The organism is Paraburkholderia aspalathi, from assembly GCF_905220735.1.
Lineage (GTDB): Bacteria > Pseudomonadota > Gammaproteobacteria > Burkholderiales > Burkholderiaceae > Paraburkholderia > Paraburkholderia aspalathi.
Genome location: NZ_CAJNBA010000002.1, coordinates 1,272,179 through 1,295,048, shown reverse-complemented (window position 1 = coordinate 1,295,048; position 22,870 = coordinate 1,272,179). Strand labels below are relative to the sequence as shown.

Annotated in this window: 19 protein-coding genes; 10 read left to right on the top strand and 9 right to left on the bottom strand. The window is 63.6% G+C overall.

What is annotated here, in order from left to right; translation table 11 throughout:
• Positions 1–260 precede the first annotated feature (260 nt).
• Entirely contained in the window at positions 261–4,340 is a 4,080-nt protein-coding gene (gene purL / locus KHO30_RS16580) for a phosphoribosylformylglycinamidine synthase (protein ID WP_211701614.1), read from the top strand.
• 134 nt (positions 4,341–4,474) lie between these two features.
• Here the strand turns inward: purL and KHO30_RS16575 are convergent, their stop codons facing one another.
• From KHO30_RS16575 to KHO30_RS16555, 5 genes are all read right to left on the bottom strand, one after another.
• Positions 4,475–5,254, bottom strand: a complete 780-nt coding sequence (locus KHO30_RS16575; protein WP_054042673.1) for a peptidylprolyl isomerase — start codon at positions 5,252–5,254, stop codon at positions 4,475–4,477.
• An 11-nt stretch (positions 5,255–5,265) separates the two neighbouring features.
• Entirely contained in the window at positions 5,266–5,580 is a 315-nt protein-coding gene (locus KHO30_RS16570; protein ID WP_054042675.1) for a BolA family protein, read from the bottom strand.
• 1 nt (position 5,581) lies between these two features.
• Positions 5,582–6,112, bottom strand: a complete 531-nt coding sequence (locus tag KHO30_RS16565) for a septation protein A (protein WP_154559244.1) — start codon at positions 6,110–6,112, stop codon at positions 5,582–5,584.
• 274 nt (positions 6,113–6,386) lie between these two features.
• Positions 6,387–6,809, bottom strand: coding sequence for a peptide-methionine (R)-S-oxide reductase MsrB (gene msrB / locus KHO30_RS16560; RefSeq protein WP_211701613.1), 423 nt, complete (start codon positions 6,807–6,809; stop codon positions 6,387–6,389).
• 38 nt (positions 6,810–6,847) lie between these two features.
• Positions 6,848–8,404 (bottom strand): protein adenylyltransferase SelO, encoded by a 1,557-nt coding sequence (locus tag KHO30_RS16555; RefSeq protein ID WP_211701612.1) that lies wholly within the window; start codon positions 8,402–8,404, stop codon positions 6,848–6,850.
• A 245-nt stretch (positions 8,405–8,649) separates the two neighbouring features.
• Between KHO30_RS16555 and KHO30_RS16550 the strand changes: the two genes are divergently transcribed.
• From KHO30_RS16550 to KHO30_RS16540, 3 genes are all read left to right on the top strand, one after another.
• A complete protein-coding gene (locus tag KHO30_RS16550; RefSeq protein ID WP_211701611.1) occupies positions 8,650–10,335 on the top strand; it encodes a 3-(methylthio)propionyl-CoA ligase in 1,686 nt (561 codons plus the stop codon).
• A 142-nt stretch (positions 10,336–10,477) separates the two neighbouring features.
• Positions 10,478–12,562 (top strand): 3-hydroxyacyl-CoA dehydrogenase NAD-binding domain-containing protein, encoded by a 2,085-nt coding sequence (locus KHO30_RS16545; RefSeq protein ID WP_211701610.1) that lies wholly within the window; start codon positions 10,478–10,480, stop codon positions 12,560–12,562.
• Positions 12,563–12,743: 181 nt separating this feature from the next.
• On the top strand, positions 12,744–13,922 hold the full coding sequence (locus KHO30_RS16540; protein WP_093633775.1) for an acetyl-CoA C-acyltransferase: 1,179 nt from the start codon (positions 12,744–12,746) through the stop codon (positions 13,920–13,922).
• 169 nt (positions 13,923–14,091) lie between these two features.
• Here KHO30_RS16540 and KHO30_RS16535 read toward each other — a convergent pair whose 3' ends face one another.
• Both KHO30_RS16535 and KHO30_RS16530 read right to left on the bottom strand, forming a co-directional pair.
• A complete protein-coding gene (locus KHO30_RS16535) occupies positions 14,092–14,628 on the bottom strand; it encodes an LEA/WHy family protein (protein WP_211701848.1) in 537 nt (178 codons plus the stop codon).
• Between the two features lie 70 nt (positions 14,629–14,698).
• A complete protein-coding gene (locus tag KHO30_RS16530; RefSeq protein WP_200651040.1) occupies positions 14,699–15,076 on the bottom strand; it encodes a hypothetical protein in 378 nt (125 codons plus the stop codon).
• A gap of 178 nt (positions 15,077–15,254) precedes the next feature.
• Here KHO30_RS16530 and KHO30_RS16525 point away from each other — a divergent pair, with 178 nt between their 5' ends.
• The 6 genes from KHO30_RS16525 to KHO30_RS16500 all read left to right on the top strand — a co-directional run bounded on the left by KHO30_RS16525 (position 15,255) and on the right by KHO30_RS16500 (position 20,749).
• Entirely contained in the window at positions 15,255–16,784 is a 1,530-nt protein-coding gene (locus KHO30_RS16525; RefSeq protein ID WP_244864064.1) for an aminotransferase-like domain-containing protein, read from the top strand.
• A 63-nt stretch (positions 16,785–16,847) separates the two neighbouring features.
• Complete coding sequence (locus KHO30_RS16520) at positions 16,848–17,150, top strand: Dabb family protein (RefSeq protein WP_200651038.1); 303 nt, start codon at positions 16,848–16,850, stop codon at positions 17,148–17,150.
• An 8-nt stretch (positions 17,151–17,158) separates the two neighbouring features.
• Complete coding sequence (locus tag KHO30_RS16515) at positions 17,159–17,644, top strand: PaaI family thioesterase (protein ID WP_054042689.1); 486 nt, start codon at positions 17,159–17,161, stop codon at positions 17,642–17,644.
• Between the two features lie 112 nt (positions 17,645–17,756).
• Positions 17,757–18,755 (top strand): NADP-dependent oxidoreductase, encoded by a 999-nt coding sequence (locus KHO30_RS16510; protein ID WP_200619949.1) that lies wholly within the window; start codon positions 17,757–17,759, stop codon positions 18,753–18,755.
• Between the two features lie 86 nt (positions 18,756–18,841).
• Complete coding sequence (locus tag KHO30_RS16505) at positions 18,842–19,729, top strand: SDR family oxidoreductase (protein ID WP_200619950.1); 888 nt, start codon at positions 18,842–18,844, stop codon at positions 19,727–19,729.
• Between the two features lie 60 nt (positions 19,730–19,789).
• A complete protein-coding gene (locus tag KHO30_RS16500; protein ID WP_200651037.1) occupies positions 19,790–20,749 on the top strand; it encodes an alpha/beta hydrolase in 960 nt (319 codons plus the stop codon).
• Positions 20,750–20,769: 20 nt separating this feature from the next.
• Here the strand turns inward: KHO30_RS16500 and KHO30_RS16495 are convergent, their stop codons facing one another.
• Complete coding sequence (locus KHO30_RS16495) at positions 20,770–21,615, bottom strand: NRDE family protein (RefSeq protein WP_200619952.1); 846 nt, start codon at positions 21,613–21,615, stop codon at positions 20,770–20,772.
• Between the two features lie 90 nt (positions 21,616–21,705).
• Entirely contained in the window at positions 21,706–22,803 is a 1,098-nt protein-coding gene (gene ygfZ / locus KHO30_RS16490) for a CAF17-like 4Fe-4S cluster assembly/insertion protein YgfZ (RefSeq protein ID WP_211701608.1), read from the bottom strand.
• Positions 22,804–22,870 lie beyond the last annotated feature (67 nt).

The window sequence follows — 22,870 nt, the reverse complement described above, 5'->3', positions numbered from 1 at the left end:
CGGGACGCCGAAACGCCGCGTTCCCGTTAAGCGTGGCATGCGGCGCACTGCCCGGGATTGCTCAGGCTGCTCGCGCCGATCTGGTGAAAGGGCGAATGATAGCAGTCAAAACGGCAGACCGGCCACGCAAACCCCGCCAAAACCCTGGTGCGACGCCCGTTGGAGGGCCGTTCCCGGGGTATAATCTCGGACTTCCTTTCCGCCTCACGTCGCCTTCACGCGCGACTCATCGGCATCATTAGCGACGCAACGTCAAGTCCATGGCCCACTTCTCGTGTTTCCCCGGCGCTTCGGCCCTTTCCGATTTCCGTCAAACCCGCCTGCTCGAGACGCTTACGCGCATCGACGCCAACATCACCGGCGTGCGCGGGCAGTATTTGCACTTCGTCAATGCGCAAAATCCGCTGTCAGCGGAAGACAACGCGAAGATCGAAGCGCTGATGCATTACGGCGATCCGCTCGAAGAAACCAAAGAGCGCGGCGCGGCCGAAACCTTCCTCGTGGTGCCGCGCTTCGGCACGGTGTCGCCGTGGGCCAGCAAGGCAACCGATATTGCCCACCTCTGCGGTCTCACGCAGGTGCGCCGTATCGAGCGCGGCGTCGAATACACGGTCACGCTGAAAAGCGGTCTGCTGGGCGGCAAGAAGGCGCTCTCCGACGAAGCCCGCGCGGCCGTCGCCGCAGCGCTGCACGACCGCATGACCGAAAGCGTGGCGCCCTCGCGTGACCACGCGCTGCATCTGTTCGACGAACTGCCGGCCAAGCCGCTGCAAACCGTCGACGTGTTGAGCAACGGCCGTGGCGCGCTGGAAGTGGCGAACACGGAACTGGGCCTTGCGCTCGCGGACGACGAAATCGACTATCTGGTCGACGCTTTCACGAAACTCGGCCGCAACCCGACCGACGTCGAGCTGATGATGTTCGCGCAGGCCAACAGCGAACACTGCCGTCACAAGATCTTCAACGCGGACTGGACGATCGACGGCGAGAAGCAGGACATCTCGCTGTTCAACATGATCCGCAACACGGAAAAGCTGAACCCGCAGGGCACGATCGTCGCGTATTCGGACAACTCGGCGATCATGGCGGGCGGCGTGGCTGAGCGCTGGTTCCCGCGCACGCCGGCTGAACCCGGCGCGCTGCCCGAACACTATCGCCGTAACGTCGAACTGACGCACACGTTGATGAAGGTGGAAACGCACAACCACCCGACCGCGATCTCGCCGTTCCCGGGCGCCTCGACCGGCGCGGGCGGTGAAATCCGCGACGAAGGCGCGACGGGCCGCGGCGCGCGTCCGAAGGCGGGTCTGGCGGGCTTCACGGTGTCGAATCTGGAGTTGCCGGATGGCGTCGAAGCATGGGAAAACGCCCGTGACGCCGCGCAGCCGTTGGCGCACCGGAACCCGGACGACAAGCACGAAGCGTATGGCCGTCCTGACCGCATCGCGTCGCCGCTGCAAATCATGATCGACGGCCCGCTCGGCGGCGCCGCGTTCAACAACGAATTCGGCCGACCGAACCTGGGCGGCTATTTCCGCGCCTACGAACAGAACGTCGCGGGCCTGGTGCGCGGTTATCACAAGCCGATCATGATCGCCGGCGGCATCGGCAATATTTCGGATCAGCACACGCATAAGCACGATCTGCCGGAAGGCTCGCTCCTGATCCAGATCGGCGGCCCGGGTATGCGCATCGGCATGGGCGGCGGCGCCGCCAGCTCGATGGCGACCGGCACCAACACGGCCGAACTCGACTTCGACTCGGTCCAGCGCGGTAACCCGGAAATCGAGCGCCGTGCGCAGGAAGTGATCAACGCGTGCTGGCAGCTCGGCGAGAAGAACCCGATTCTGAGCATTCACGACGTGGGTGCGGGCGGTTTGTCGAACGCCTTCCCGGAGGTGGTGGACGGCGCCAGCAAGGGCGCGATCTTCGATCTGCGCAAGATCCAGCTGGAAGAGAGCGGTTTGTCGCCGCGCGAAATCTGGTCGAACGAAGCACAGGAGCGTTACGTTCTGGCGATTGCGCCGGCTGATCTGCCGGCCTTCCAGGCCATGTGCGAGCGCGAGCGCTGCCCGTTCGCGGTGGTCGGCACGGCTACGGCCGAACGTCAGTTGAAGGTGATCGACTCCGAATCGAACAGCGACACCGCGCACGAGCCGGTCGACATGCCGATGGAAGTGCTGCTCGGCAAGGCGCCGCGCATGCATCGCGACGTGAAGCGTGTCGAGCAGAAGCTCGAACCGGTGGATGTCACCGGCATCGCGTTGTCGGAAGTGGCGGTCAGCGTGCTGCGTCATCCGACGGTTGCCAGCAAGTCGTTCCTGATCACGATCGGCGACCGCTCGGTGGGCGGCACGACCGCGCGCGACCAGATGGTCGGCCCGTGGCAAGTGCCGGTAGCCGACGTCGCGATTACGACGATGGACTACGCGGGCTTCCGTGGCGAAGCGATGACCATGGCCGAGCGTACGCCGCTCGCCGTGATCAACGCACCGGCGTCGGGCCGTATGGCGGTCGGCGAGGCGGTCACCAACATCGCGGCGGCGCCGATCGCATCGCTCGATAAGCTCAAGCTGTCGGCCAACTGGATGGCCGCATGCGGCGCAGCAGGCGAAGACGCCGCGCTGTACGACACGGTCAAGGCCATTGGCATGGAGCTGTGCCCGGCGCTCGGCATCAGCATTCCGGTGGGTAAGGATTCGCTGTCCATGCGCACCAAGTGGGAAGACCGTGGCGTGGCGAAGGAAGTCGTCGCGCCGGTCTCGCTAATCATCTCGGCATTCGCGCCGGTCGAGGATGTGCGTAAGCACCTCACGCCGCAACTGCGCAGCGCAAGCGACGCGGGCGACTCCGTGCTGATCGCGATCGACCTTGGCCGCGCCAAGCATCGTCTGGGCGGCAGTATCCTCGCGCAAGTCACGCAGCAGGTTGGCGACACGGTGCCGGACGTCGACGATCCGGAAGATCTGAAGCGTTTCTTCACCGCGATCCAGTCACTCAATAGCGACGGCAAGCTGCTCGCGTACCACGACCGCTCGGACGGCGGCCTGTGGGCGACGGTTTGCGAAATGGCGTTTGCGGGTCACGTGGGCGTGTCGCTCAACGTCGACATGCTGGTGCTCGATCCGAACCACGAATCCGATTACGGCGACGCGAAAGACTGGGCAAAGCAGACCAGCGGCCGTCGTGAAGACCGCACGATCCGCGCGCTCTTCACCGAGGAACTCGGCGCCGTGATTCAGGTGCGCGCAGCGGACCGCGACGCGGTGCTGGGCGCGTTGCGCGAACACGGTCTGTCGGCATGCTCGCACGTGATCGGCAAGATCAACGATCGTGACACGATCGAAATCTATCGCGACGCGAAGAAGATCTACGACGCGCCGCGTACCGAGTTGCATCGTGCGTGGAGCGAAGTGAGCTGGCGTATTTCGCGGCTGCGCGACAACCCGGCGTGTGCCGATGCCGAATACGACGCGCTCTCCGATGCCGCCGATCCGGGCATCTCGCCGGTCCTCACGTTCGATCCTTCTGAAGACGTCGCCGCGCCGTTCATCGGCAAGGGCGCACGTCCGCGTGTCGCGATCCTGCGTGAGCAAGGCGTGAACTCGCACCTCGAAACGGCTTATGCATTCGACCGCGCTGGCTTCGACGCGCACGACGTGCACATGAGCGACCTGCTGGCCGGCCGCGCCAACCTGGCGGATTTCGCAGGTGCGGTGGCGTGCGGCGGCTTCTCATACGGCGACACGCTGGGCGCCGGTGAAGGCTGGGCGAAGGCAATTCGCTTCAACTCGCAACTCGCCGATATGTTCGCTGCGTTCTTCGGTCGCGAAGACACGTTCGCGCTGGGCATCTGCAACGGCTGCCAGATGATGAGCAGCCTCGCTTCGATGATTCCGGGCGCGGAAGCCTGGCCGAAGTTCACCCGTAACAAGTCGGAGAAATTCGAAGCGCGCTTCTCGCTGGTCGAGGTGCAGGCTTCGCCGTCGATCTTCTTCTCCGGCATGGAAGGCTCGCGCATTCCGGTGGCGATTGCGCACGGCGAGGGTTACGCGGACTTCTCGCAGCAAGGCGATGCGTCGAAGGTAGCGGTGGCGATGCGTTACGTCGATCACCGTGGGCAGGCAACGGAGCAGTATCCGTTCAACCCGAACGGTTCGCCGGACGGCATCACGTCGGTCACGACGCCTGATGGCCGCTTCAGCGTGCTAATGCCGCACACCGAGCGCGTGCATCGCGCGGTGCAGATGAGCTGGCATCCGGAAGGTTGGGGTGAGGGCAGCACGGACGCGAGCCCGTGGCTGCGCGTGTTCCAGAACGCACGCCGCTGGCTGGGTTGATGATGCGACGGGGACCGCCGCTCGTCGCGGCGGCTCCCTCGCTGTAGCAGAAGGGAAGTAAAGCAGAACCCGCAGAAACAAAAAAACCGCCCGAGGGCGGTTTTTTTATTCCAACGCAGCAGCGCAAAAACCGCTTACTGAATCTTCGCGTTCTTACGCAGACCTTCTTCGAACGCCTGCAGCTTTTCCTGCTGGATCTGCTGCACGATTTGCGGACGCACTTGTTCCAGCGGCGGCGGCGTGATGTTGCGCACGTCGTCGACACGGATGATGTGCCAGCCGAATTGTGTGTGCACCGGCGTGTCGGTCATCTGGCCTTTCTGCAGATGCGTGGCTGCGTCCGCGAATTCAGGTACATAGGCCTTCGGGTCCGACCAGTCCAGGTCGCCGCCGTTCTTGCCCGATCCCGGGTCCTTCGAGAATTGCTTGGCGAGGTCTTCGAAGCTTGCGCCGGCCTTGATCTTGGCGATCAGATCCTTCGCTTGCTGTTCATTGTCGACCAGGATGTGGTGCAGGTGATATTCCTTGCCGCCCGCGTCCTTGATCAGCGCGTTGTAACGCGCGGTGACTTCCGCGTCAGTCGGCGTGTTGTTCTTCACGAAGTCTTCGATCAGCGCGCGCAGCACGACGGTTTGTTGCGCGACGGCGATTTGCGCCTTGATGTCCGGACGATTCGGCAGGCCACGGCGCAGCGCTTCCTGCATCAGGATCTCACGGTTCACCAGCTCTTCGCGCACGGCCATTTGCAGTTGCGGCGTGTTTTGCTGGCCTTGATGAACCAGTTGATCGATCAGCGCGTCAGCGCGTGCTTTCGGAATCGGCGTGCCGTTCACGACGGCGATGTTCTGTGCGAATGCAGGTGCGGCCGCAAATGCAGCCAGCAATACCCAAAGGCGGGTTTTCTTCAAGGTCATCGAAAGGTTTCCTAGCGGGGCAACAAAGCAAATTCTTCGGGCGTATACGCCGTGATTGCAAGGGCGTGAATGCCGCGCTGCATGGCATCGGCCAGCGCATCATACACCATGCGATGCCGCGCCACGCGGGCTTTCCCGGCGAATGCGGCAGCCACGATCGTGACAGAGAAATGACCGCCGGCGGACGCGCCGGCGTGGCCCGCGTGCTGCGCGCTGTCATCCGTGATCCGGATCGAGGCGACCGGCGCGAGCGCCGCGGTAAGACGCGCCTCGATCAGCGCGGCGCGCTCGGCGGTCGTGGCGTGCATGAACACATCGCTCGTCATGTCATTCTTCCTTCATATACTTCGACAGCCACAAACTCTGTCCGACGATGAATACCACCAGGCATCCGGTGGCGCCGAACAGCTTGAAATTGACCCACTGGTCAGTCGTGTAGTTGTACGCGACGAACAGATTCACCAGCCCCAGCAGCACGAAGAAAATCGCCCAGACGATGTTCAGCTTGCCCCAGATCGCGTGCGGCAGTGTGATCTGCTTGCCCATCATCGCTTCGATCAGGTTCTTGTTGAAGGCCAGTTGCGAGATGATCAGCGCGACCGAAAACGCCCAGTACAGCACGGTCGGCTTCCATTTGATAAACGTGTCGTTGTGCAGCACGAGCGTCGCGCCGCCGAACACGGTGACAACGCCGAGGCTCACCCACAGCATCGGATCGACCTTGCGGTGGCGGAATGCCACCCACGCGATCTGCACCAGCGTGGCGACGATCGCCACTGCCGTCGCCGTGAAAATGCCCCAGATCTTGAAGGCGACGAAGAACAGGATGATCGGGAACAGATCGAACAGGAATTTCATTATCTGGTCGGGAATTCGGAGAGTGGGTTGGAGAGTCGGAGAATTGGGGACGCGGCGCGGGGCGTCGGTGGCAGGGATGCTGCTTAAAACCCGCCGCGGCAGCCGGGAACGGCGCATTGCGCTGTTCGTAGCATGATTGCCGTGCCGGGTCGACCGCCGGCTGACCGCTGGGGTGACCGGATTGCAAGCCGGATGAAGGGTGTCGCGGCCGGCGCGTGCCTGACGACAGACGCTGGCCGCACATCATTCAACGGGCGCCGGACGCCGCGCTGCGTTACTTGGGCTCGAATTGTAACGCAGCCGAATTGATGCAGTAACGCAGACCGGTCGGCGCCGGTCCGTCTTCGAACACATGGCCCAGATGCGCGCCGCAGTTCTTGCACTGCACTTCGATGCGCAGCATGCCGTGCGTGCGGTCGGTTTTCTCGGCGATCACTTCGCCGTTGATCGGCTTGAAATAGCTCGGCCAGCCGCAGCCGGTGTCGAACTTGGTGTCCGATTCGAACAGCGGCGTGCCGCAACAGACGCAGTCATAGATGCCGCGGTCCCAGTGATCGTGATAGCGGCCGGTGAAGGGGCGCTCGGTGGCCGCGTGGCGCGTCACCTGGTATTCGATGTCGGAGAGCTGATTGCGCCAGTCGGCGTCGTCTTTCTGCACGGCGGGGGCGCCAGTGTTGAGGTCGTCGGGCTTGTTCATGGTCGGGGTTCCTGTCTCAAGATTGTTTTGGGGGCTCGTCACGAAGAGCAACTCACTTCCAGCGAGCTGGCCCAATCCGGCGGCAGCCCCGCATACGCCTCGTTTTCCGGTTGCTCGTCGAACGGGCGGCGCAGGACGGCTGCCAGGCGTTCCACTTCGGAGAAGTCCTTCTCTTTCGCCCGGCGGATCGCCGTTTCTGCCAGATGATTACGAAGTACGAATTTGGGGTTCACACGGTTCATTGCAATGGCGCGCGCGGCGTCGTCGCGTGTTTCTTCGGACAGTCGCGCGCGGTAGTCGTTCACCCACGCGTCGAATGCGGCGCGGTCGAGGAACAGGTCGCGCACCGGCGCGTCGCCGCTCGCATCGTGCTTCGAAATACGCGCCAGATTGCGGAAGGTGAGCGTGAAATCCGCACGGTTGGCGTGCATCACTTCGAATAGACGGTTGATCAGGGTGTCGTCACCATCGCGCTCGCTTTCGAGGCCGAGCTTGGCGCGCATGCGTTTTTCCAGCGCCGGCGCGAACCGCTCCTTGAAGCCGCCGAGCACGCGCTGCGCGTCTTCGATCGCCTTCTCGCCGCGCACGCTTTCTTCATGCTGGACGCCCAACAGCGGCAGCAGCCCTTGTGCGAGGCAAAACAGGTTCCAGTACGCAATCTGCGGCTGCATCTTGTACGCGTAGCGGCCTTGCGAATCCGAGTGATTGCAGATGTAGCCGGCGTCGAAGCCGTCCATGAAACCGAACGGGCCGTAGTCGATCGTGAGACCGAGAATCGACATGTTGTCGGTATTCATCACGCCGTGGCAGAAGCCCACGGCTTGCCACTCGACCATCAGATCGGCGGTCGAATTCACGGCTTCATTCAGCAGCGCGAGATACGGATCGTCGGTTTCGCGGCAATGCGGATAGAACCGCTCGATCACGTGATCGGCGAGCGCGCGCAGTGCATCGACGCGGTCGTTCGAATAGAAATGCTCGAAGTGCCCAAAGCGCACGAAACTCGGCGCGACGCGCGTGACGACCGCCGCGGTCTCGACTTCCTCGCGGCGCACCGGCTGGTCAGAGCCGATTACGCACAGCGCGCGCGTGGTCGGAATGCCGAGGTGATGCATGGCTTCCGAGCACAGATATTCGCGGATCGACGAACGCAGCACCGCGCGGCCGTCGCCCATGCGCGAATAGGGCGTGCGGCCCGCGCCTTTGAGCTGCAGCTCGAAGCGCCGGCCATTGTGTTCGACTTCGCCGAGACCGAGCGCGCGGCCGTCGCCGAGCTGGCCCGCCCACACGCCGAACTGATGCCCTGAATACACCGACGCATACGGCAGCGCTTCGGAAGGCCATTCACGCGTGGCGTTGCCAGAGAACAGTTCGGCGAAGCCCGGATCATTCTGGAGCCCGGGCTCTAAACCGAGCAACGCGGCGGTCTCTGCGGAGAACCCGACCACGTACGGCGCACTCAGCGGCGCAGCCGGCAGCCGCGTCAGAAACACGCTGCCGAGCCGCGCGAATGCGCTTTCGGGCGAGGTGATCAGTGCGTCGGAAAGAGCCGCTAAAGGCCCGGATAACCCTGCAATGCTTGGGGAAAACGACATGTTGAGCGCCTCTGGATTAACCGATATTGTAAGTCCGCGCCCGCGGCGGTGCTGGCCGGCTGTCAGTCCGAGGTTTGGCCGGACACGCGCCTGCGTGCCGGACGTCTCCTGCCGGAGCGCTTCCGCGCCGCTTCAGAGCACGTCGCGCGACCGGCCGGAGCGTCTCTTGCGGACCCACCGAAGCGTCGCGCGCGGCCCCCGAGCTACACCCAAACGACGCAAACAAGGCGAGGAGACCTCTCTTTATGACGACGCCGCTGCTTGGCCAGATGATGGACGTGCCGCTCACCGTGTCCTCGTTGCTCGCGCATGCCGCGCGGCATTTCGGCGACACCGAGATCGTGTCGCGGCGCATCGAAGGCGACGTGCATCGCTACACCTACCGCGACTGCGAAAAGCGCGCGAAGCAGCTGGCGCAGGCGCTGATCGCGCTTGGCGTCGAACCCGGCGAGCGGGTGGCCACGCTGGCCTGGAACGGCTACCGGCATCTGGAGGCGTATTACGGCACGACAGGATTCGGCGCCGTGTGTCACACGATCAATCCGCGGCTCTTCCCCGATCAGATCGCTTACATCATCAACCACGCCGACGACGCCTACGTACTGTTCGACACCACGTTCGCACCGCTCGTCGATGCGTTGGCACCGCAGTGCCCGAAAGTGCGCGGCTGGATCGCACTGGCCGACGAAGCGCATCTACCGACGATGCAAACGCCGGTGCTGAGCTACGAAACCTTGGTGGAAGCGCAGGACGGGAATTACGACTGGCCGGCTATCGACGAACGGCAGGCCTCCTATCTTTGCTATACATCCGGCACCACCGGCAACCCGAAAGGCGCGCTGTATTCGCACCGTTCGACAGTCCTGCACGCGTTCGGTGCATCGCTGCCCGACGCGATGAGCCTGTCCGCGCGCGACTCCGTGCTGCCGGTCGTGCCGATGTTCCATGTGAACGCCTGGGGCATTCCGCATTCCGCGCCGCTGACAGGCGCGAAGCTGGTCTTTCCCGGCAAGGATCTCGACGGTAAATCGCTGTATGAATTGATGGAAAACGAACGCGTCACGTATTCGGCCGGCGTGCCGACCGTGTGGCTCGGCTTGCTCAACTATCTGCGCGAAGCCAAGGTGCGTTTTTCTTCGCTGAATCGCACGGTGATTGGCGGCTCGGCCTGTCCGCCAGCCATGCTGCGAGCTTTCGAAGACGAATACGGCATACAGGTGATCCATGCATGGGGTATGACGGAAATGTCGCCGCTCGGCACCTTGTCGAAACTGACGTGGGAACAGAGTCAGCGACCCCTGGCAGAGCAGCGCAAATTGCTCGAAAAGCAGGGTCATGTGCTGTATGGCGTCGATATGAAGATCGTCGGCGAAGACGGGCGCGATCTGCCGTGGGACGGTGTGGCGTTCGGCGATCTGCACGTACGCGGCCCGTGGGTGATCGACCGGTATTTCCGCAAGGACGATTCGCCGCTGGTGGACGGCTGGTTCCCGACTGGCGACGTCGCCACCATCGACCGCGATAGTTTCCTGCACATCACGGATCGCTCGAAAGACGTGATCAAGTCGGGCGGCGAGTGGATCAGTTCGATCGACATCGAAAACGTCGCGATCGCGCACCCGGCGGTGGCCGAAGCCGCGTGCATCGCCTGCTCGCATCCAAAATGGACCGAACGGCCGTTGCTGGTGATTGTCAAGCGTGCGGGTTTCGAGGTGACACGCGAGGAACTGCTCGCGTTCTACGACGGCAAAGTTGCCAAATGGTGGATTCCCGACGACGTCGTCTTTGTCGACGAACTCCCGCATACGGCCACCGGCAAGCTGCAGAAACTCAAACTGCGCGACATTTTCCGCGACCACATCCTGCCGTCCGCGCTCGAAGACGAGAAGGATTGCCCCCTGACTCCGCTTGCCAGGGGAAACCCCGTCTAACGATAAATTGAACGAGCGTGCTTTTTTGTGTATTCTGCCTGCTGACCCCGGGGAAATCGGAGCTAAAGTCGGACAATGAGCCGACTCGATCAACCGGACAGGCGGCGCGTCATGCGCCGCCTCATCGCACGGAGGCAGGCAGATGGCAGTGGACTACACAACTCATGACGGCGTGGCCGTCATCACGCTGAACAATCCTCCCGTAAACGGGCTCGGCCTCTCGACTCGAGCCGGCATCGTGGAAGGGATCGAGCGCGCGCAGAACGATCCGGCCATCAAGGCGATCGTGCTGACGGGCGCCGGCAAGGCCTTCTCGGGCGGCGCCGACATCACCGAATTCAATACGCCGAAGGCGACTCAGGAACCGACCCTCCATACGGTTATCAAGGCCGTCGAGGGCAGCGCCAAGCCGGTCATCGCCGCGATTCATAGCGTCGCCATGGGCGGCGGGCTGGAACTGGCGCTCGGCGCGCACTACCGCATCGCCGCACCCGGCGCGCAGATCGCGCTGCCGGAAGTCAAACTCGGCATCCTGCCGGGCGCGGGCGGCACGCAGCGTCTGCCGCGCGCAATCGGCCTCGAAGCCGCGCTCAACATGATCGTCTCCGGCGCGCCGGTACTGTCGGAAAAGCTCGCCGATTCAGGCCTGTTCGATGAAGTCGTGGAAGGCGATCTGGCCGAAGCCGCGCTCGCGTTTGCCCGCAAGGTCGGGGCGAAAACGGGCCCGCATCCGAAGGTGCGTGACCGCAAGATCGAACATCCGAATGCCGCCGGTTTCATCCAGTTCACGCGCAATACGGTCGGGGCGATGGCGAAGAATTTCCCGGCGCCGCTGAAGTGCATCGATGCGGTGGAAGCGGGCGTTCAGATCGGTTTCGACAAGGGCCTCGCGTTCGAACGCGAATGCTTTATCGCGCTTGTGCAGACGCCGGAAAGCCATGCGCTGCGTCATGCGTTCTTCGGCGAACGCGCTGCGAGCAAGATCCCTGACGTGCCGTCGGACACGCCGGTGCGCGACATCAAGCAGGTGGCCGTGATCGGCGCCGGCACGATGGGCGGCGGCATTGCGATGAACTTCATCAACGCGGGCGTTCCGGTCACGCTGCTGGAAACCAAGCAGGAAGCGCTCGATCGCGGCCTCGCCACGATCCGCAAGAACTACGAAGCCACCGTCAAGAAGGGCAAGCTCAAGCCTGAAGTGCTGGAACAGCGCATGGCCTTGATCACGCCGACGCTCTCCTACGACGACCTGAAAAACGCCGACCTGATCGTCGAAGCGGTGTTCGAAGAACTCGGCGTCAAGGAGCAGGTGTTCAAGCGTCTCGACGAAGTGGCGAAGCCCGGCGCAATCCTGGCCTCGAACACGTCGACGCTGGATGTCGACAAGATCGCCGCTTTCACCAAGCGTCCGCAGGACGTGGTTGGCATGCACTTCTTCAGTCCCGCCAACGTGATGAAGCTGCTCGAAGTGGTGCGCGGCAAGGACACGGCGAAAGACGTGCTCGCCACCGTCATGAAGCTCGCCAAGAAGATCAAGAAGACCGCGGTGGTCTCGGGCGTGTGCGATGGTTTCATCGGCAACCGGATGATCGAACAGTACGTCCGTCAGGCGCTCTTCATGCTCGAAGAAGGCGCATTGCCCGCGCAAGTGGACAAGGCGATCGAGAAGTTCGGCTTCGCGATGGGCCCGTTCCGCATGAGCGACCTGGCCGGTAACGACATCGGCTGGGCGATCCGCAAACGCCGCTATCAGGAACATCCTGACATGCACTACTCGAAGATCGCCGATCGTCTGTGCGAGACAGGGCGTTTCGGGCAGAAGACCGGTGGCGGCTGGTACGACTACAAGGCGGGTGACCGCACTGCGTATCCGTCGAAAGTGGTCGACGAGATGATCACGTCGTTCTCGAAGGAAGCCAACGCCGAGCGCCGCAAGATCAGCGACGAGGAAATCGTCGAGCGTCTTGTTTTCGCGCTCGTTAATGAAGGCGCGAAGATTCTCGAGGAAGGCATTGCGTCGAAGGCGTCGGATATCGACATGGTCTATCTGACTGGCTACGGCTTCCCGCTCTATCGCGGCGGTCCGATGCTGTACGCGGATACGGTCGGCCTGTACAACGTCGAGCGCGCGATTCGCCGCTATGCGTCGCGCCCGAATGGCGATGCGTGGCAACTGGCGCCGAGCATTGCGGAGCTCGCGGCGAAGGGCCGTGGGTTCAACGGCTGAAGCGCCGCCGCTCAGGCGAAATGAGTGAAATGAATGAAGTGGGGCGACTGAGCGATCTGCCAGCGCGCCCGCCATCACCATCTGGAAGGACCAGCCAACTGGCATGGGACCCGAGTAAGAGCTTTGCATGGGACCCGAGTAAGCGCTGAAGCGCCAACTCGGGTCGACACAGGAGAGATGTATGACTGACGCCGTAATCGTATCGACCGCCCGTACGGGCCTCGCCAAATCATGGCGCGGCGGTTTCAACATGACGCACGGCGCGACGCTCGGCGGGCATGTGACGCAGGCCGCTGTCGAGCGCGCGAAGCTGGACCCGGCGCGCATTGAAGACGTGATCATGGGCTGCGCGAATCCGGAAGGCGCGACGGGCATGAACATCGCGCGCCAGATCGCACTGCGCGCCGGTTTGCCGGTTAGCGTGCCGGGCATGACGGTGAACCGTTTCTGTTCGTCGGGTTTGCAAACCATCGCACTGGCGGCGCAACGCGTGATTGCCGGTGAGGGCGATGTGTTCGTCGCGGGTGGCGTGGAGTCGATCTCATGCGTGCAGAATGAGATGAACCGCCACATGGTGACCGAAGGCTGGCTCAGCCAGAACAAGCCGGAAATCTACTGGTCGATGTTGCAGACCGCCGAGAACGTCGCGAAGCGCTACTCGATCTCGAAGGAGCGTCAGGACGAATACGGCGTGCGCTCGCAACAGCGCGCCGCAGCCGCGCTCGAAGCCGGCAAGTTCAAGGACGAGATCGTGCCGCTGACGGTACTGGCCGGCGTCGCCGACAAAGCGAGCGGGCGCCTCTTCACGAAGGAAGTCACCGTCAGCGCCGACGAAGGAATTCGTGCCGACACGACGCTCGAAGGCGTCTCGAAGATTCGTACCGCGATGCCGGGCGGCGTGATTACCGCGGGCAACGCGAGCCAGTTCTCGGACGGCGCGTCGGCTTGCGTCGTGATGAACGCAAAAGTCGCGGAGCGCGAAGGTCTGCAGCCGCTCGGCATTTTCCGCGGCTTCGCGGTGGCCGGTTGCGAGCCGGACGAGATGGGCATCGGCCCGGTGTTCGCGGTGCCGAAGCTGCTCAAGCAGGCGGGCCTGAAAGTCGAAGACATCGACCTGTGGGAGCTGAACGAAGCATTCGCGGTGCAGGTGCTGTATTGCGCCGACAAGCTCGGTATTCCGCAAGACCGTCTGAACGTGAACGGCGGCGCGATCGCTGTGGGCCATCCGTATGGCGTGTCGGGCGCGCGGTTGACCGGCCATGCGCTGATCGAAGGCAAGCGACGCGGGGCGAAGCTGGTCGTCGTGACGATGTGTATCGGCGGCGGCCAGGGTGCGGCGGGCCTGTTCGAAGTGGTGTGATCAGGCGCGAGAGCGGGTTTGATTAAAAGCGGGTGTCGTGTGGTTCGGTGCGATGTGACGTGCAGGCATTGAATCTACGGCACCCATTTTTTTTATCCGGGTAGGTTTGGCTCGCCTCGGCCGCAGGCAAGAATCACCGGCATCGACTGGCGGCACGGACCGAGCCGCATCAGGGCAAAGCAGTACCGAGCGTCGGCAGGCTTAACGTACCTTGATCGACGAAGCGTGTCGTGCCTGTCAGGCCGCCGGCGAGCTTGCCGCGCAGGATGTACGGAATCTGTCCCGACTGCGCGGAGTCCGCCTGCACGGCGCCCGCCAAGGCGAACACCTGACGAACCGCGGCGAAGGCGGGCACCGTCAGCGGTACGTTGACGACCGTTTCGCCGAAGCGCGGCACGGTGCCGCTCTGATCGCTGACGCCGCTGGCGAACGGCTTGCCGTTCAGTTCGAGCGCAAGCGACACGCCGTCGAAGTTGACAGCGGATTCATTGGGATTCTGTACGCGTAGTTTGACGTTGAAGCGCATCTCCAGACCCTGACCGTCGACCGGTTCGATGCCGGCGACGCTCACGCGCAAAGGGTCGCCGCCGAACAGACCGGCGCAGCCGTTGAGCGCCAGCGTGATGACGGCGAGGATCGCGCCCAGACGGGCGTAACGGGCATAACGGGCATCGGGGCGGGACAGCAGTACGCGGAAGAAGGGCATGACCGGCACCTCGAAGGAAGCGGCTTGGGTCATGCATTGTAGCGGGCCGTTGTGCGCCGGTAGCGACGTGTCAGGTGGCGCGCTGCAGCCGCGTTTTCACGAGGCTCGTCAGCTTGCGCACGGCTTGACTGATGGAGCGGTGCCATTCGTGTTCAGCGCGCCATGGCTCGACGACGAACACGGCGGATTTTGCATGCGCTGTGCTGATCGACATGATGCCGCGCTGTGGCACAACATAGCGTTCGCCTTCGTGCAGCGTGACCGACGTGACGGGCACGGCGTCTCCGAGCCACGCGAGAGAGTGATCGCGAAAGGCTAGTTGCAGATCGCCTTCGACGGCCACGATCGAGGTTCGTGCGCGCAGATCGTGCACGGCCATCTGACCGCCGGCAACGCGCGAGGTGGTGGCATCGTGAGGTAAACCGGTGCGAGGTTGAGTGAGGGGCATGACCGATTCCTTTAAACCGTTTTCATGCCACACAGCTTATTGAGTCCGTCCAGGTGAAAACAGGCGCAATAATGGACAATGTGAACCGGTACAAGGCGAGATTTAAACATGCTGTATCGGTTGGAATCTCGCGGATGTGTATCTGTCGCCACGCCCTAACTATCCGCACCATCGGCTCATGAGCACTTCTACCTCGATACCCGACGCACAAGCGGCAACGTGCACGGAAGCGTCGCCCGCCGACGGCCGCCCCCCGGATGGCCGCCCCCTCTACCGCCAACTGGCCGACCAATACCGCCGCGCGATCGATAACGGCGTGCTGCGTCCCGGCGACCGCATGCCGTCGATGCGTGCCTTCATGCAGCGGCACGGCGTGAGCCTCGCAACCGCGACCGAGAGCTATCGAACCCTGGAACGCGCGGCGCTGATCGACGCCCGGCCGCGTGCCGGTTATTTCGTGCGCGCCCGTCAAACGGCGGCGCTGCCCGCGGCAACCGAGCCCGACCTTGCCGTCGTGCCCGGCGCCGCGCAGTTCGTCGGCATCCATTCGGCGATTTCGGCGATCGTGTCGAAATTCCAGCGCTATCCCGACGCGCTGAATCTCGGCGGTGCCACCGCATCGCCCGATCTTTATCCCACCGACGCCTTGCAGAAAGCCGCGCTGCGCGCTTTGCGCCGACGGCCGACCTTGCTGACCGCGGCCGGACCCGATCAGGGCGATCCCGAGCTGCGCGCCATCATCGCGCGCCGTGCGCTCGACGCCGGCATCCAGATCGGCATGGACGACGTGATCATGACCCACGGCGGCATCGAGGCCGTGAACCTGGCCTTGCGCGCGGTCACGCAGCCGGGCGACACGGTCGCGGTGGAATCGCCGTGCTTCTTCGGCTTGCTGCAGGTGCTTGAAAGCCTCGGCCTGCGTGCGCTCGAAATTCCGGCCAGTCCAACCACCGGCATTGCCATCGAAGCACTGGCGTTCGCACTGCAAACGCATCCCGACATCAAGGCGGTCGTGGTCGTGCCGAATCTGCAGAACCCGCTCGGCAGCGTGATGCCCGACACGCACAAAGCACAGCTCGTCGAACTCTGCGCGCGAGCAGGCATTCCGCTGATCGAAGACGATCCCTACCGCGAACTCTCCGACGCCGCGCAGCCGCCCAGATCGCTGAAGGCCTGGGACACCGACGGCACGGTGATCCATTGCACGTCGTTCAACAAGACGCTCGCACCTGGCATGCGGGTCGGCTGGATCAACGGCGGACGCTGGCATCCGCGCATCGGCATGCTCAAGTTCGCGCAGTCGCGCCATAACGAGCAGTTGTCGCAAGTCGTGCTCGCCGAATTTCTGGAAACGAATGCGTATGAACGGCATCTGCGGCGTTTGCGCGACCGTCTGCGGATTCAGCGCGAACGGATGGCCGCAGCAATCGCCGCTTCGTTTCCCGAGGGCACGCGCTTTACGCCGCCGGGCGGGGGCATGTTTTTCTGGATCGAGCTGCCGCGTGACGTGTCATCGGCTGCTTTTTTCGATGCGGCTCTGGACGAAGGCATTCGCGTGATGCCGGGCACGGTGTTTTCGAACGCAGGGCGCTTCGATCATTTCATTCGCCTGAGTTGCCCGAGTACGGATCTCGATCAGGCCGATGACGCGGTGCGCAGGTTAGGGCGTCTGGCGGGGCGAAGGGTGGCGCATGCGCAAACGCCGTAGCGGTTATGATTTCCTGCTGTGCCAAGTCCTGGCCCCACGAATTGAATCGAAGAAGGTGATTCCGTGATCCGTCATATTGTGATGTGGAAACTCAAAGAACACGCCGAAGGTGCGCCGCGTGCTGAAAACGTCCTGAAGCTGAAAGAAAAACTTGAAGGCTGCCGCGACATTGTTCCAGGCATGCTCAAGCTCGAAGTCGGCATCGCGGCACCGGGCCTCGAATCAACCTACGACATCGTGATGGTGTCGGACTTCGCCGACAAGGCCGCGCTCGACGCTTATCAGGTCCATCCGAAGCACCAGGCGCTGAAGGGCTTCACCGGTGCGGTGCGCGAATCGCGTGAATGTGTCGACTACGAAATCTGAAATCCGCAATGACCGACTCATCCTCATCCAAAGCGAGCAGCGCGACGCTGCCCGAAAGCCCGTTCGTCGACCGGCTCGGCGCGCAGTTGTTGTCGGCGGCGGACGGCGCCAGCGAAGTCGTGTTGCCGCTGCAACCCGATCACATGAACACGTGGGACGTCGCGCATGGCGGTGTGACCATGACGCTCGCCGACGTCGCGCTCGCGATGGCCGCGCGCAGTCTGGCCGGCGACGGCGTCGGCGTGGTCACCGTCGAGATGAAAGTCAACTTCATGCAACCGGGCCGCGGCGAATTGCGCGCCACCGGCCGCGTGCTGCACCGCTCGACCACCATGGCCTATTGCGAAGGCGAGATCCGCGACAGCGAAGGCCACTTCGTCGCCAAAGCACTCGGCACGTTTAAATACATGCGGCGCCTCGCCGTGGGCCGTGACGTGACGCAACAGCGTCTGCGCAGCGACCCTTCGGCGAAACCCGGTCCAAGCGACGGTTAATCACCGGACGAATAGCGTGCGTGTCGAGCGCCGCGCGCTGACTCCTCTTTTGCAGACGCTGTTGGTTCGAACTATTCGCCGATCACATCGGTAACTCATGGAGACGATCGTCATGCCCCAGATCAACCGTCAACTCGTGCTGGCTTCGCGTCCGCAAGGCGCTGTTACGCCCGATAACTTCAAGCTCGTCGAAACGCCGCTGGCGCCGCTTGCCGAAGGCGAATTCCGCGTGCGCAATCACTTCCTGTCGCTCGACCCGTATATGCGCGGTCGGATGAACGACAGCAAGTCGTACGCAGCGCCGCAGCCGCTGAACGAAGTGATGATCGGCGGCACGGTGGGCGAAGTGGTGGAGTCGAAGAATCCGAAGTTCGCGGTCGGCGATAAGGTCGTCGCGATGTTCGGCTGGCAGGAGTACGGCACCTCGAACGGTGCGGGCGTGCAGAAGGTCGACGATACGCATGTGCCGTTGTCGGCCTATCTCGGCCCGGTCGGCATGCCCGGCGTCACTGCCTGGTACGGCCTGAACAAAATTATCGTGCCGAAGGCGGGTGACACGGTGGTGGTCAGCGCGGCGAGTGGCGCCGTGGGCAGCGTAGTCGGGCAACTGGCGAAGCTGGCCGGCGCGCGTGCGGTCGGTATCGCGGGCGGCGCGGATAAGTGCCGCTATGTGGTCGAGACACTCGGCTTCGACGCCTGCGTCGACTACAAGGCCGGCAATCTGTATCAGGAGCTGAAAGCGGTGACGCCGGACGGCGTAGATGGCTACTTCGAGAACGTTGGCGGCGAAGTGCTCGACGTGACGCTTGCGCGCATGAATGCGTTCGGCCGCATCGCGTTGTGCGGGTTTATTGCGGGCTACGATGGCCAGCCGATGCCGCTCAAGCATCCGTCGCTGATGCTCACGCAGCGGCTGCTGGTACAGGGCTTCATCGTCAGCGAGCATATGGATGTGTGGCCGGAAGCGCTCAAGCAGCTCGGCACGCTGGTCGCGCAGAAGAAACTGCAATATCGCGAGACCATCGCGCAAGGGCTCGATGCGGCGCCCGAGGCGTTTATCGGTCTTCTGAAGGGCAAAAACTTCGGCAAGCAGCTCGTCAAGCTGATCTAAGCTCGGCGGTCGTCGAGCCGCGCATGCGGGAGATGTCGATGGCGTCCAGCCGATAATCCCCGACCGCTAAATCCAGGAGAGGAAGGATGTTCGAATTTGAAGGCAAGGTGGCGGTGATCACCGGTGCGGCAAGCGGTTTCGGCCGGGCGTTCGCGGAGAAGGGCGCGTCGCTCGGCATGAAGCTCGTGCTCGCCGACGTGAATCCCGAGGCGCTCGCGCAAACCGTCGACGCATTGCGCGCCGGCGGTGCGGAGGCGATTGGCGTGCCGACCGACGTGTCCGACGCCGCCCAGGTCGAAGCGCTCGCGCAAGCGGCGCTCGATGCCTTCGGTAAAGTCCATCTGCTGTTTAACAATGCGGGCGTGGGCTCGGGCGGCTTCCTCTGGGAAAGCACGGCGAACGACTGGGCGTGGGTGTTCAACGTCAACGTGATGGGTGTCGCGCACGGCGTGCGCGCCTTCACGCCGATCATGTTGCGGCAGAACGAACCCGCGCATATCGTCAACACGGCGTCGGTGGCGGGCTTGTTGTCGCCGCCCGCGATGGGTATCTACAACGCCTCGAAGCATGCCGTCGTGTCGTTGACGGAGACGCTTTATCACGACCTGCAGTTGGCGCAAGCCGGGAGTACGGAGGGCGGCACAGTCGGCTGTTCATTGTTGTGCCCGGCCTTCGTGCCGACCGGCATCGCCGATGCGGAACGCGCGCGGCCGGCGGATTTGCGCAACGATAGCAGGCCGACCCGCTCGCAGATCGCCGCCGGCAAGCAACTGCAGCGCGCGGTGCAATCGGGCAAGCTGACCGCAGCCGACGTCGCTGAGATCACGTTCGAAGCGATCGCTGCGCGGCGTTTCTACATCGTCACGCATCCGGGCATCATGGCGACGGTGAAGCTGCGTCATGAGGACATCGAGCAGTTGCGTAACCCGACTGATCCGATGTCGCTGAAGCCCGAAGTGAAGAACGCAGGCTAGGTGCTGCTTCCTCACTTTTGATCCACTAACCTTCGCCGCCCACGCGCCACCCGACGCCCAATGCCGCTGAACCCGAAAATCGAGCAGGTGCTCGACATGATCGCGCGCGCGAAACGCCCGCAGCTTCACGAGTTGACTCCACAACAGGCGCGCGCGACCTACGAAAAAAGCGCGCCGATTCTGGAGATTGCGAGTGCGCCGATGTTCGCGATCGAAGATCTGCGCGTGCCGACGCGCGACGGCGCGACGATTCGCGCACGGCTTTATCAGCCGGTCGAGCCGAGTTGGGCCGAGCCTGCGCCGGCGCTGGTGTATTACCACGGTGGCGGTTTCACGGTTGGCAGTGTCGATACGCACGATGCGCTGTGCCGGATGCTCGCGCGCGACGGCAAGTGCACGGTGTTGTCGGTCGATTACCGGCTCGCGCCCGAGTACAAATTTCCCACCGCCGTTGAAGACGCATTCGATGCGTTGACCTGGCTGCACGCGCATGCAGCGGAGTACGGCATCGATGCGGAGCGGCTAGCCGTGGGTGGCGATAGCGCGGGTGGAACGCTGGCAACGGTGTGCGCAGTGCTGGCACGCGACGCGGGCATCAAGCTTGCGCTGCAATTGCTGATCTATCCGGGTACCACGGGTTATCAGCAAACCGATTCGCACTCGCGCCTCGCCAATGGCTTCTTGCTCTCGGGCGACACGATTCAATGGTTCTTCGACCAATACGTGCGCGATAAAAGCGACCGCGACGACTGGCGTTTCGCGCCGCTCGACGGCACGCGCGGCGCACCTGATTTCGGCGGCCTTGCGCCGGCATGGATCGCGACCGCCGAATACGATCCTTTAAGCGACGAAGGCGATGCGTATGCGGAGAAACTGCGCGCAGCGGGCAACCGGGTCACGCTGAAACGTTACCCGGGCATGATTCACGAGTTCTTCAAGATGGGTGGCTACGTAGCCGAGGTCGCAGAGGCGCATGCGGATGCCGCCGCGGCATTGCGGGTGGCGTTTGGCGTGGAGTAATCGCCGCTGCTGGTAGCGCCTCAGGCGATCTCGCGTTCAACGTTGAACGCAAAGCTTCGTTCGAAGTCTCCGGGCCGCACAATCCGATGCGAGCCGTTATCGTCGCTGCGTTCGGCGGCCGCCACGCTGATCACTTCGCCATGCGCCACCACGCGCACCGCGGTCGTGCCGCGCGTGCCGTACTCCGGCGTTTCGATAAACGCCGCCGACAACGCCCGCTCCCGTTCGAGCGGAATACCGGTGGACGGCAATTCATCATCGCGTGCGAGGTGCGGATCGCGCATCAGATCGATCAGGCGTTCGAGCGGCGGCATCGCATCACGCGCAAGCATGGCACCCAGTTCCGCACGCTTTTTAACCAGCTTCGGCCAGGCGGTATCGAGCACCGCGTTCGAGATACCGTGCGTGCCGGACTCGAGCAGTGTGGGCGCGGTGTTCGACCGGTTGCAGTACCAGCCGAGTTCGCGGCGCGTCCAGTCACCGACGAGCAGATTGAAGCCGTTGTAGATATCGCCGGTTTGCGCGACGTGTTGCAGATAGTCGAGCGGCGTTTCGTGCGTGCCGTTGTGCGAGTCTTTTGCCGAGGCACTGAGCCAGTCGCTGACAAGCGTGCCGCGGGTCGGCGCATCGGCGCGCATTTCGTGCGGCGCGCGGTAATTGGTCAGCGCGGCGAAGCGGCCATCGCGCGACATGCCGAGCCACGTGCCGCCGCCCACCAGATCGCGTCCGGCCAGCACGGTCGGTGCGTCATGCCACCAGCCGATCGGTTCGGCCGTGCGGCGAAAAAATTCGTCGCGATTCGCGGTGAGCGTGAAGAGCGGTCCGTCGACCGCATCGGGCCGCCAGTCGAAAACGATCAGGCACATCGGGTGGAGTCTCCCGGTGGGGACGGTGGAGGAACAGAGACAGATGCCATAAAAAAGCGGCGCTCGATTGCGCCGCTCGGGTTGGGGCGTTTAAACCTCAGTCGGCAACCCATACGGCAACGCGAGGAATGTCAGCACCGGACCCTCCGCCGCGCCCAGATGCACCGTGCCGCCTTCGAGCGCCGCCAGCTTGATCTCCACCAGCACATCGACACCACCTTCCGGCGCCGACGCCGCATTCACCACCATACCGCACGGCTGGCCGGGATCGGCCGAGTGGAACAGTTCGGCGCCGGCCTTGACCGTCTCCAGTTCGCCCGTCACGTTCGCAAGCGACGTGCGCCGCTTGATCGTGCCGCGATACTGGCTGCGCGCCACCACTTCCTGACCCGGATAGCAGCCTTTGCGGAAATTGACCGCGCCGAGCACGTCGAAGTTGACCATCTGCGGCACGAACTGCTCGACCACCGGTTGCGTGATGCGCGGTTCGCCCGCGCGAATGTCGAGCCAATCCCATACCGCCGGCGACACGCGCTTGAGCTTTTCGTCGAGCAAGGGCAGGCGCGCCTCGACCGCGGCCTTCGGGCCAACCCACAGATAGCGCAACCGGCCGAGCGCATCCGGAACGCGAATCAACGACCCCGCCGTGCCGTCCACCTGGACGTGCACGCCGTCGGGCAACGCGTCGAACACACCGGAAAGCGCTTTGCGCACGTCGCCCGCCAGACCCACCACCGCCAGTTCGCCGCTCGCATCAACCAGCTTGGCCTTGGCGCGCAGAACGAACATGGACAGCCGTTTCTGCACGGCGGCCTGCACGTCCTTCGACACCAGCAGACGGATTGTCTCGCCGGTGCGCCACGTCAGGAACGACGCCAGCAGCCGGCCCTTGGCCGAGCAATAGCCCGCGAGGCGCGCATTGGCGGCGTCGAGATGCTGGGTGTCGTTGGTCAACTGGCCGTGCAGGAAGCTCGCTGCGTCGTCACCGGTTGCGTCGATCACGCCGAACTGCGTCAGCGGCATGTAGGCGCCTTGCCCGATGACAGCGTCGAATTCGTCAGCAGCGGGGCGCGGCAAGACAGGAAGTCCGACGGGTGCGGAAGCCTGTGCCGTGGCAGCGGTACCCGTGTGAGCAACTGCGGGCGCAACTGAAGGCGTGCCTGAAGCGGTAGCGAGCGGTGTGTTCATGGATTCCGGGAACAGTCAATTCTGACTTTAGCTGAGGCAAACAAGTATTATATGAGGTCCAACCCAG